This is a genomic window from uncultured Flavobacterium sp. (assembly GCF_963975515.1).
Taxonomy (GTDB): Bacteria; Bacteroidota; Bacteroidia; order Flavobacteriales; family Flavobacteriaceae; genus Flavobacterium.
Genome location: NZ_CAXBGY010000012.1, coordinates 95,321 through 107,057, shown reverse-complemented (window position 1 = coordinate 107,057; position 11,737 = coordinate 95,321). Strand labels below are relative to the sequence as shown.

The 11,737-nt window shown below is 28.1% G+C and carries 12 protein-coding genes; 3 read left to right on the top strand and 9 right to left on the bottom strand.

What is annotated here, in order from left to right:
- Positions 1-68 precede the first annotated feature (68 nt).
- The 3 genes from AAC008_RS12670 to AAC008_RS12660 form a co-directional block, all read right to left on the bottom strand.
- Entirely contained in the window at positions 69-698 is a 630-nt protein-coding gene (locus AAC008_RS12670) for a hypothetical protein (protein WP_339889661.1), read from the bottom strand.
- Between the two features lie 229 nt (positions 699-927).
- Positions 928-1,920, bottom strand: a complete 993-nt coding sequence (locus tag AAC008_RS12665; RefSeq protein ID WP_339889666.1) for a glycosyltransferase family 9 protein — start codon at positions 1,918-1,920, stop codon at positions 928-930.
- 143 nt (positions 1,921-2,063) lie between these two features.
- On the bottom strand, positions 2,064-2,669 hold the full coding sequence (locus AAC008_RS12660) for a DUF4254 domain-containing protein (protein WP_339889659.1): 606 nt from the start codon (positions 2,667-2,669) through the stop codon (positions 2,064-2,066).
- 74 nt (positions 2,670-2,743) lie between these two features.
- Here AAC008_RS12660 and upp point away from each other — a divergent pair, with 74 nt between their 5' ends.
- Positions 2,744-3,397: a uracil phosphoribosyltransferase gene (gene upp, locus AAC008_RS12655; protein WP_339889658.1), complete on the top strand. Its 654-nt coding sequence runs from the start codon at positions 2,744-2,746 to the stop codon at positions 3,395-3,397.
- Here upp and AAC008_RS12650 read toward each other — a convergent pair.
- A complete protein-coding gene (locus AAC008_RS12650; RefSeq protein WP_339889657.1) occupies positions 3,392-4,321 on the bottom strand; it encodes a DUF6427 family protein in 930 nt (309 codons plus the stop codon). The genes upp and AAC008_RS12650 overlap by 6 nt on opposite strands.
- A gap of 47 nt (positions 4,322-4,368) precedes the next feature.
- Between AAC008_RS12650 and AAC008_RS12645 the strand changes: the two genes are divergently transcribed.
- Complete coding sequence (locus AAC008_RS12645; protein WP_339889656.1) at positions 4,369-4,599, top strand: uracil phosphoribosyltransferase; 231 nt, start codon at positions 4,369-4,371, stop codon at positions 4,597-4,599.
- Here the strand turns inward: AAC008_RS12645 and purD are convergent.
- Complete coding sequence (gene purD, locus AAC008_RS12640) at positions 4,591-5,865, bottom strand: phosphoribosylamine--glycine ligase (RefSeq protein WP_339889655.1); 1,275 nt, start codon at positions 5,863-5,865, stop codon at positions 4,591-4,593. The genes AAC008_RS12645 and purD overlap by 9 nt on opposite strands.
- A gap of 108 nt (positions 5,866-5,973) precedes the next feature.
- Here purD and AAC008_RS12635 point away from each other — a divergent pair, with 108 nt between their 5' ends.
- Positions 5,974-7,284: a phenylacetate--CoA ligase family protein gene (locus AAC008_RS12635; RefSeq protein WP_339889654.1), complete on the top strand. Its 1,311-nt coding sequence runs from the start codon at positions 5,974-5,976 to the stop codon at positions 7,282-7,284.
- On the opposite strand, the gene AAC008_RS12630 is transcribed toward AAC008_RS12635, so the two are convergent.
- From AAC008_RS12630 to AAC008_RS12615, 4 genes are read right to left on the bottom strand one after another with little or no spacing between them, the layout of a single operon-like run.
- Entirely contained in the window at positions 7,281-8,033 is a 753-nt protein-coding gene (locus AAC008_RS12630; RefSeq protein ID WP_339889653.1) for a glycosyltransferase family 2 protein, read from the bottom strand. The two genes, AAC008_RS12635 and AAC008_RS12630, sit on opposite strands and share 4 nt — an antisense overlap.
- A complete protein-coding gene (locus tag AAC008_RS12625) occupies positions 8,033-9,391 on the bottom strand; it encodes an undecaprenyl-phosphate glucose phosphotransferase (protein ID WP_339889652.1) in 1,359 nt (452 codons plus the stop codon). Before AAC008_RS12625 ends, AAC008_RS12630 begins: the two co-directional genes overlap by 1 nt.
- A gap of 4 nt (positions 9,392-9,395) precedes the next feature.
- A complete protein-coding gene (locus tag AAC008_RS12620) occupies positions 9,396-10,379 on the bottom strand; it encodes a UDP-glucuronic acid decarboxylase family protein (RefSeq protein ID WP_339889651.1) in 984 nt (327 codons plus the stop codon).
- A gap of 11 nt (positions 10,380-10,390) precedes the next feature.
- Entirely contained in the window at positions 10,391-11,701 is a 1,311-nt protein-coding gene (locus tag AAC008_RS12615; RefSeq protein ID WP_339889650.1) for an O-antigen ligase family protein, read from the bottom strand.
- Positions 11,702-11,737: the final 36 nt, after the last annotated feature.

The window sequence follows — 11,737 nt, the reverse complement described above, 5'->3', positions numbered from 1 at the left end:
TAGTGATTAGTGATTAGTGATTAGTGATTAGTGATTAGTGATTAGTGATTAGTGAAATATACTAAATACTAAGCCTTTTTAACTTTTTTTGTCCAAAAAATAATAAAAAATACTCCAATTATTGAAGGTAAAATCCAATAGATTAAGCCTTCAAAACGCAAGCCTGCAACTAAAAAAGCAGTGACTGAAGCAATGTATGCACCTGTCATTTTTCCAATGTGAAAAGGTAGAATTTTACTTTTATCTATATTTTTGTAAAACTTGAAATCTCTTATAGAAATTAAGAAAGCTGTTAGCCCAAAAAACAAAAATAATATTCCACCAGAATTGCTTTTTAAAAGAAAGTAAGTTCCAAAAAACAACATAAATAAAGAAGCTACAAACATTACACCTGAAATCAATTTATCAGTAAAATTTGCTTCTTTTTTCTTTTTGAATAACAACACTCTATTTCCAGAAATTACTAAGTAAATTGTAAAAATTCCGATTAAGAATAGAAAATTGTTTTCATGATTGGGTAACCAACAAATAGGTAGCGAAATTATAGAACTAATAACCATTCCATAAGAAAATACTTTTCCTGATTTTTTGTGATTTGGACTTCCTTTGACAAATAAAATACTTGCCAAACCTGATAAAAGAGCAATTCCTCCAAAAAAAGCGTGAATATAAATGAAGATTTTAATGACTTGTTCCATGATGTTTTAATTTTATAGAACAAACCTAAAGGAATTAAATTACTAGAAATAATTTAATATTCTGAACTGTTGAAATAGGTTGATGAGTTGTATTGGATTCTGAATCAAGTTCAGAATGACAAAAGACAGAGCTACTAGGTAATAATCTTTTCAATTGAAAAAATATAACGTCACTCTTTGTCAAGCTGAACTTGATTCAGCTTCTCAACTAATTTGAGTTATAAATAGACTATAATTTTGAAACTATTTCCTCAACCGAAATCGTTCGCATTACATCTTCATAACCCGGAACATTTTTATTTCCATAAACAGATGTTGGTAATAAAGGATATTTTGTTCTGTCAGAAACCAAACAGTTTTCCATAGGTTGATTGAATGGTTTGAATCCTGCAAAAGGATGTGTTGCTCCCCAAACTGTAACAACTTTAATCCCAAGCATCGCTGCAATATGTGAGTTCCCAGAATCCATTGAAAGCATTACCTCTAAATTTGATATTAATTGCAGTTCTTCCGAAAAAGTTAGTTTTCCAGCCACAACAATTACATTTTTATGATGGTTCTGTAATTGATCTAATTTTTGAATTTCTTCTTTTCCACCACCAAATAATAAGACTTTTTGATTTGGTTTTTTGGCTAATTCATCAATCACTTGTTGCATTAAATCTAAAGGATAGACTTTACTTTCGTATTGAGCAAAAGGAGCAATTCCAATTAACTTCATTTCCGAGAAATCGGAAATCTCTCCAATTTTACTCAAAATATTGTTTGATAAAACAGCTTTTTCAGGAAAGGTTGGATTTGACAAGTCAATTTGAAAGCCTAATTTATTAAATGTTTCAATATGTCTTTCAAACATTGACTTTGTAGGTTCAAAAATTTTGTTTTCAGATCGGGTTAATGCTTTTTTATCGGCACGACCTTTGTCTGTTGCTGCAGCTTTTTTACCAGTTAAAACGAATAAATTTCGAACTACTTTTGATCGCAAAACATTATGTAAATCAGCAACATGAGTTATTCCAAATTTCTTCAAGTCTGAAAATAAACGTAGTAATCCTAAAAAACCTTTATGTCTTTTCTTTAAATCAACTCCAAAAAAAGAAACATTTGGAATGGTATCAAAAAAAGGTTTGAAAAATGGTCGAGAAACAACCGTGATTTTTACATCAGGATTTTTAATAGAAAAAGCTCTCAAAACAGGTACTGTCATCGCAACATCACCCATCGCTGAGAGTCTTATTACTAATATGTGTTTTCCGTTTTTAAACAATTTAATTTATTTAAAAAAAACCATCAAGACATTCAGTTAAATTAAGCGTTACTTAATACTCTAAATTTCTTAATGGTTTAAAATGTTATTTTTTGAAATTATTTTTTATTCTGATACAACACTGGGTTTAATTCATCGTCGTTGTACATTTTCATTTGTTTGTACACTTTCATAAATTTATCACCATTTTCATAGTCAGTCATTAATTGGTCTATTGAACTAAACATATCACTTTTTTGATCCAAAAGCACATTTAATTTCTCTTGACACTTTGCTCTATGTTCAGACGAAGCTTCTGTTCTTGTAGCTTCTTCGTTCATGTGATGTATTTTTAAAGCTAAAATTGACAAACGATCCATTGCCCAAGCAGGACTTTCTGTATTGATCTTTGCATCAGCTTTGACTTTAACTTCACTATATTTTTGAAGAAAATAACTGTCAATATATTCAACCATATCCGTACGAACTTGATTTGATGCATCAATCTTTCTTTTTAAAGTTAGTGCTGCAACAGGATCAATTTGTGGATCACGAATAATATCTTCGTAATGCCATTGTACTGTATCAACCCAATTTTTAGCATACAATAAATGCTCAATTTGATCTTTAGGATAAGGGTTATTAATAGGTTGATCTACACTATCATGTACATGATAATCATTGATACTTTTTTCAAAAATGGTAAATGCAAATTTCGCAAACATAATTATATGGTGTTAATTTGTACAAAAATAGAGAATTTTTATACTTTTATCCTCAAAATCTAAATAATATTCCAATGCACATTCATTATATCTCCGAAGAAAACAGTATTCTAAATCATTTTTTAACGCAATTAAGAGATGTTGACATTCAAAAAGACAGTATGCGTTTTAGAAAAAACATAGAACGCATAGGCGAAATTATGGCTTATGAATTAAGTAAAACGTTAGAATATAAAGACATAAAAGTACAAACTCCTTTAGGAGTTAAAGAAACAACAACAGTTGCCGACAATGTAGTTTTATGTTCTATTTTAAGAGCTGGTTTGGCTTTACATCAAGGCTTTATGAACTTTTTCGATGATGCAGAAAACGGTTTTGTTTCAGCCTACAGACATCACTACAATAATGATGATGATTTTGAAATTTTAGTAGAGTACCAAGCCGCTCCTTCTTTTCAAGGTAAAAATTTGATTTTGATTGATCCAATGTTGGCAACAGGTCAATCAATTGTTGCTGTTTTTAATAAATTAATTATAGAAGAAACACCTAAAGAGATTCACATTGCTGTTGTCATTGCTGCTCCAGAAGGAATTGCTTATTTAGAAGAGAATCTGCCTAAAAATTGTCATTTGTGGGTTGCTGTTTGTGATGAGAAACTAAATGAGAAAAACTACATCGTTCCTGGTTTAGGTGATGCTGGTGATTTGGCTTATGGAAGTAAATTATAATTGCAATAAAAACATGGTAATTGAAACGAAAACTAATAAATAAAGCGTTGTTTCTTTCATCCAATTGGTCTTGATGTTTTCTATAAAATTGGCTCCTAAAATAGATAAAGGTGCTAAACTAAATATTAGGTAACTGTTATTTTTATGGTTGGATAAAACATAAATTAAGACACCCAATAAAAAAGCAAACAGTATTTTTTTATAAGTGGCTTGTTGATTTAGAGGCTTATTCTGTACTTCAGTAATTTGAGTAAAAAAGAACAACAAGGCTACTGAACTAAATACGGCTAAAGCTATATTTTGATAGATGTTTTCAAAATAACTAAAATTAAAACTTGTATTGATTTCATTATAAATATCAGTAATTAAATTATTGTCTAAGATTAAATCTAATAAAACACTTAAAATTGCAACTGAAAACAAAGCTAATATAGGAATAATCCAATTTTTATAATTTCCTGAAACGTGAAAAATAATAGAAATAAACACTAAAATTATAAATGAAATACACCAAAAATGAAACAAAGTTGCTACAAATATCCAAAAAGAAGCATCAAATATTTTTTCTTTAGTATTTTTTAAATTTTGTAAAGAAATTAATCTTCTCAGTGCTAATAACAATAAAAAATTAGCAATTATTACGTTTGGCGTTTTAAAAATTAAAGGAAAAAGAAACAAAAAAATGGAGAACAAAAGAATAGTATAATTATTCGATTTGGTTAAGTTATTTTTTAACGTTAAAAAATTAAGTAGAAAATAAGAGGCAAACAAAAACAGGAACAAACCTATCTTTTGTGTTATCTGCCAGCTATCATTTGTCCAACTTGTTTCTTTAAATTGATACAAACCATATAAGAATAAAGATATTATTCCTAATATTAAATAATTAATTGGTCTAGTTTTGCTAAAAACACTTGCTATCATAAAGATATTTATTACTTTTGTGATGTAAATATAACACTATTAAAAAAATGAAAGCATTTTTTGAAGGATTCGCATCACTTTTTGTTGACTTTTTATTAAAACCATACGATTGGTTAAGAGAATTAGAATTAACTAATTGGTGGACAGCAAACCTAATCAACTGGTTATTTATCATCATTTGTATTGTTGCAATGGTTTATTGGACAAAACAATTAAATATCTTTAAAAGTAATGGTGAAGATAATGATGATACTACAGCTCATTCGTTTTTAGGTTAAATCGAAACCTATATCTTTTCTATAATTCATCTTATCAAAATGTAATTTATTTATGTTTTGATAAGATTTTTTTATGGATTCATCAAACGAATTTCCATAAGATGTGATGGCCAAAACTCTACCTCCGTTTGAAACTACTTTCCCATTTTCAAGTTTAGTTCCAGCATGAAAAACTAATGAATCTTCAATTGTTTCTAATCCTGAAATTTCCTTCCCTTTTTCATATTCTTCAGGATAACCACCAGATACAACCATGATAGTTGTTGCACTTCTCTCGTCAATCTCTAAAGTAATTTTATCTAATTCTTGCTTAGCAATTGCATCAAAAATTTCGACTAAATCCGATTTTAATCTTGGCATAACCACTTCTGTTTCCGGATCACCCATTCTTACGTTATATTCAATAACTATTGGTTCCCCTTTAACATTTATCAGTCCTATAAAAACAAATCCTTTGTAATCAATATTATCGTTTTGAAATCCTTGAATCGTAGGTTTTACAATTCGAGTTTCAATTTTTTCTAATAAAACTGCATCCGCAAAAGGAACTGGAGAAACTGCTCCCATTCCACCTGTATTTAAACCTGTATCTCCTTCGCCAATTCTTTTATAATCTTTTGCTGTTGGAAGAATTTTATAATTTTTCCCGTCAGTTAAAACGAAACAACTTAATTCAATTCCGTCTAAAAACTCTTCTATAACTACTTTTGAACTTGCACTTCCAAATTTAGCATCAACCAACATACTTCTCAATTCAGTTTTAGCTTCTTCTAGATCATTTAGGATTAAAACACCTTTTCCTGCTGCTAAACCGTCTGCTTTTAAAACATAAGGAGCATCAAGTGTTTCTAAAAATTTACAACCATTTTCAACAGTTTCAGCCGTAAAACTTTCATATCTTGCTGTTGGAATATTGTTTTTTACTAAAAATTGTTTGGCAAATTCTTTACTTCCTTCTAATTGTGCTCCTTTTTTTGATGGACCAATAACAGGAATTTGACTTAAGTCAGAATCATTTAGGAAAAAATCATAAATACCATTTACTAAAGGATCTTCTGGTCCAACGACAACCATATTGATTTTGTTTTGAAGAACAATCTTTTTGACCGCTTCAAAATCATTCGGATTTAAATCAATGTTTGTCGCGATTTGACTTGTTCCAGCATTTCCTGGAGCTACATATAAATTTTGACATTTATCGCTTTGTAACATTTTCCAAGCTAAAGCATGCTCTCTTCCTCCTGAACCTAATAGTAAAATATTCATTTTGTCTGTGTGTTGTTTGTTATGGCAAAAATACTTTGTTTTGTTTTTAAAATATAATTTTCGTTTAAAAAGTTTTAGTTTTCTTATTTTTGATAAAATTTACAAAACGTGTTCAAATTATTTGATTTTTCTTTACGATTAAATGGTTTTCCTATAAAGAAAGCTAAAGCTGAATTTGAAAAAATTATAGCTATTCCAGATGAGAAATTTGAAGATTATGTAATGGCAAAACGCACTAAAATTGTAAATTTTCACCTTCAAAACAATTCATTTTATAAGAAACTTGTTAATATATCGGAAATTGGAAATTGGAATAATTTACCTGTTTTAACTAAGAAAGATTTACAACAACCTTTATCAGAAAGACTTTCATATGGTTATTCTCCAAAAACAGTTTTTGTAAATAAAACTTCTGGTTCTAGTGGCGATCCTTTTGTTTTTGCAAAAGATAAAGAATGTCATGCTTTGACTTGGGCTTCTATAATTTATCGTTTTGGTTGGTATGGCATTGATTTTAATTCAAGTTATCAAGCTCGTTTTTATGGAATTCCTTTAGATTTTATTGGTAATAAAAAAGAGCGTTTAAAGGATTTTTTGAGTAATCGTTATCGTTTTTCTATTTTTGATTTGTCGGATGCCTTTTTAGAAAAAGTATTGTCAAAGTTTCAGAAATCAAAGTTTGATTACATCAATGGTTATACAAGTTCGATTGTTTTATTTGCTAAATTTTTACAGACCAAAAACATTGTTTTAAAAGATATTTGTCCAACCTTAAAAGTCTGTTTGGTAACTTCTGAAATGCTTTTTGAAGAAGATAAAACATTAATGGAAAATCAATTTGGTGTTCCAATTGTGAATGAATATGGTGCTTCTGAATTGGATTTAATAGCTTTTGAAAATCCAAAAAACGAATGGCAAGTTAATTCTGAAACTCTTTTTGTTGAAATTTTAGACGACAACAATCAACCAGTTCCAAATGGAAAAGAAGGAAAAATTGTGATTACCTCTTTATATAACAAAGCACATCCTTTTATTAGATATGAAATTGGTGATGTTGGAGCTTTAGATGAAAAAAGTACTTTTAAAAAGCCTATTCTTAAAAAATTAATTGGTCGAACTAATGATGTTGCGATTTTACCTAGCGGAAAAAAATCTCCAGGTTTAACGTTTTACTATGTCACTAAAAGTATTATTGAAGATGATGGAAATGTAAAAGAGTTTATCGTTAAACAGACTAAAATCGACTCTTTTGAAATTGATTATGTAAGTAAATTTGATTTAACTTCATCACAAATTAAGCATATTGAAAGTGCTATTGAGTTGTATTTAGAACCTAATTTAAAATTTGTTTTTACTAGAAAAGATTTTCTTGAAAGAACAAAAAGAGGAAAATTGAAGCAGTTTCAGTCTATGCTTTAATTCCTATATTTCATAAAACCTCTATACATCCAATGTAGCATGTAATATGTAGATTGAAAAATATTTAATTTTTCAACTTCTCTGTAAAACTGCCATTGATATTTAAGTAGGTTTGATTTTTTTCTAGATAGTGAATTTTCTCTAATTCGATAAATGGCTTTAGGTTCTTGAATTCCGTAAGCGAATGGAATTTCTTTTAAATACTGCAACCACAAACCCATATCTTGGCGTTTTCTAATTAAAGGCATTGATTTTTTGCCTAAAGTTTCAATATCCAAGAAAGCGGTTAAACAGCTAATAGAATTTGATTTCAAAATATCTGTGTAAGTAACTTTTTGAGGAACAATAAAGTCTGAATAAATGAAGTTTAGTTCTTCATCAGAACGTTTATAAGAAGAAAACACAAAATGAATTCCGGTTTCTTGAATGGTTTTTATGCTATTTTCGATAAAATCCTCAAACCAAATATCATCTGCGTCTAAAAACGTCATGTATTTTCCAGAAACATTTTCAATTCCTTTGTTTCGAGCTACTGCTGGTCCAGAATTTGATTCTAATTGATGAAGTTGTATCCTTTTGTCTTTTGCTATAAAATCTTTGATAATAGCTACTGTATTATCAGAAGAGCAATCGTCAACCAAAATCATTTCCCAATTTTTATGGGTTTGTTTTTGAACAGATAGAATGGTTTCAGTAATATATTTTGCTGAATTGAATGTTGGAGTAACAATGGAAACTAAATTATTCATTAATATGCTTTGTCTTCTCCTTTAAATATATTTATGACCGTTTGAATGATTATTTTAATATCCATGATAAATGACCAATTTTCGATGTAAAAAACATCAAATTTAATTCTGTTAATCATATCGTCATCCGTTTCGATTTCACCTCTAAAACCTTTAACTTGAGCTAAACCTGTTACACCGGGTTTTACATAATGACGAACCATATATTTTTTAACCTTATTTCCATAAGCTACATTTTGCGACCATAAATGAGGTCTTGGCCCAACTACAGACATTTCTCCTTTTAAAACATTAAGGAATTGAGGAATTTCATCAACACTTGTTTTTCTTATAAACCTGCCTATTTTAGTAACTCTTGGGTCGTTTTTTGATGCTTCTGTTTCGGTTAATCCATTTATTTTCATAGATCTAAACTTGTAACAACTAAATTCCTCTTCATTAATTCCTGGACGACTTTGTTTAAAGAAAACAGGCCCTTTTGATTCTAATTTAATTAAAAGTGCCATAAGAGGTGTTAGCCATGAAAGGACACCTACAACTATTAGTAGCGAAAAAACAACATCAAAAGCTCTTTTTATTAGTTGAATTGTAGGATCGTGAAGTGGTGTTTTTTGTAGTGTTAAAACAGGAAACAATTCGTAATAATTTGTTCTAAAATTTTTAGAAAAAATATCTGTTGAATCTGGAATAAACTTAATTTCAATTTTATTTTCATCTGAAAATTCTACTAAGTTTTTCATTTGTTCATTTGAAATTTCATTTAATGAACAATAAATTTCATCTATTTTATTTTCAATACAAAAAGCAGGTAGCAAATTGGTTTTGCCTATTATTTTTTCATTCTTTTTTTTATCTGAAAAAAAGCCTTTGAACCTATATCCATAATCATCTCTTTCATTAAAAATGTTTTTTAAGTTTATTGCTTCTTCTGTAAATCCAACAATTACAACATTTCTATAATTATTACCTGTAGATAAACGATATTTTTTTAAATAATAAAAAAGTAATGTTTTTAATATTATTATTATAAAAAACAGTGCTAAAATATATAATGATATTGCTTTGCCACTAAAAAGCGCCTTTTTGTAAAAAGGAAAAAAAGCAATAATAACAAGCGTAAAAAAAACGGCTTGTTTTGCAATTTTGGAAAGTATCTCAACTGGAGTTGTAAAACGAAAAACTTCATAAAATTTTGTAAAAAACGAAACAACTATCCAGGATATAAAAAGAAAAGTTCCAAATAATATAAAATCTATGTTTAATCCTTTAAAAAAAAAAGGAAAAAGCAATAGGATTGTAATTATATCAATAAAAAGACTAAACGGTCTTATATATTTTGAATATCTGCCTTTGTTCATTACATTAGTGAATATATTTTGTAAAATCTTTATGCTCTTCTTTCATTAATTCTTCTTTTGATAAAGATCTAAAATAATCATATGTTATTTTCATTCCTTCTTCTCTGGTAACTTTTGCTTCCCAACCTAAAATTTCTTTCGCTTTAGTCGTGTCAGGTTGTCTTTGCAAAGGATCATTCATTGGTAAGGGATAATATACAACTTTTTGATTTGTTCCTGTTAATTTAATAATCTCATCTGCAAAATCCTTAATCGTGATTTCGTCAGGGTTTCCTATATTTACAGGTAAGTGGTAATCAGAAAGTAATAATCTATAAATTCCTTCTACTTGATCATCCACATAACAAAATGATCTTGTTTGACTTCCATCACCAAAAATAGTTAAGTCTTCTCCGCGTAATGCTTGACCGATAAAAGCCGGAATTACACGACCATCATTTAATCGCATTCTTGGCCCATAAGTATTAAAAATTCTAACAATTCTTGTTTCTAAACCATGAAAGGTATGATAAGCCATTGTTATTGATTCTTGGAAACGTTTTGCTTCATCATAAACACCTCTTGGTCCTATAGTGTTTACATTTCCATAATATTCTTCCGTTTGTGGATGAACCAATGGGTCGCCATAAATCTCTGATGTTGATGCAATTAATATTCTAGCTTTTTTAACTCTAGCTAAACCTAAAAGATTATGAGTACCTAAAGAACCAACTTTTAATGTTTGAATAGGAATTTTTAAATAATCGATTGGACTTGCTGGTGAAGCAAAATGAAGAATATAATCTAATTTTCCTGGCACATGAACAAACTTTGTAATGTCATGATGATAAAATTCAAAGTTTTTATCTTTAAATAAATGCTCAATATTTTTTAAATCTCCTGTAATAAGATTGTCCATTCCAATTACAAAATAGCCTTCCTTTATAAATCTGTCACATAAATGTGATCCTAAAAAACCAGCAGCACCAGTAATTAATATTCTTTTCATCTAATTGAAATTTATTCTTTTTTTGTATTATTAAAGAGACAGTAAAATAGTGTAAAAAAAACAACACCTCTTTGTCTCCACAAAAAAGATTCTGTCAAAAATAAACTAATCATTAGAACTGCAAAAGCAATATGTATAAAATCTTTGTGTTTAATGGCGTTTTTAAGGTTAAAGAACAAAATTAGCACTAAAATAAGAAAACCAAAAACGCCTAACTCCGCAAAAATCTGTATATATTGGTTGTGAAAATTCTTTTTTTGATAGCCTTCAACCTCATTATTTCCTTGAAAAACATTGTAATGAATTCCTTTTTCTTCTAGTTTTTTATAGGATGCGTTTAGTCCAAACCCTTTCCAAAAAATATTTTCTTCCTGTAAAAACTCAAAAAACATACGTGCTTGGTAAACTCTAAAAGAAGAGCCTGAAAAATAATCTGTTTGGTTGAATTTTTCATTATACCAAGCTTCTTTCATGCTAATAATGTTTGAGCCTATATTTTTTTTATTAATTACTGTATGGCCGATATTGCTTTCTGCTTTAATTTTAAATTCAAATAATAATTTTTCTTTAATTTTTCCGAAATATAAAAATCCGATAAAAACAGTAATAATAATTGTTAAGTTTCGCAATCTCATTTTGTTAGCCGATTTAGAATAAAAGAAAAAATAAATGGCAACAAGTACTAATGTGGTGAAAATTATAATTTTAGAAGATAGCAATAGTAGAAAGATAAAAAGATAAACTGCTAAAAAATAATCTGCTGTTTTTTTTGTGTCTTTAACTAAAAAGTAGAAAAAAGCCGTACTTACAAAAACTGATACGTGTATAGCGTTCAATTCTTTTGAAACTAAATCATGACTTAAAAAAACATTAAAATTATTTGAATATAAAAAACTTATAAATGCTTTAAATAGAAAATAAATAGAAAACAAAACAATTGAGTAGCTGTATGTTTTAACTATCATTTGTTTATTAATTCTATACTTTTTGCCGTTTAGAATAAAAACTAAAGGAACAATTAATAAAGGAAACTCTTTTATTATTGCTTTAACCGTTTCACTTTTATCAACTGTATATATAAGTGATAAAAGCATTAATAAAAATAAAAATATTGGAAGAAATAAATACTTGTTTACATATCCATTTTTTTTAATACTAATTAAATTTGAAATCAGAAATAATGCTCCAAAAAAATTATTGAGAGTATGAGGTAATGGAATACTAACTAGAAATAAAATAAAAAAGATGTTGAAAAAATTTTCTTGTTTATCTTTTTTGATTTCATCTTTTATTTTCTGAAAACTTGATTGAAAATTTATCATTATAAATTCACTTTAATTACTATATTAAAGGATGCA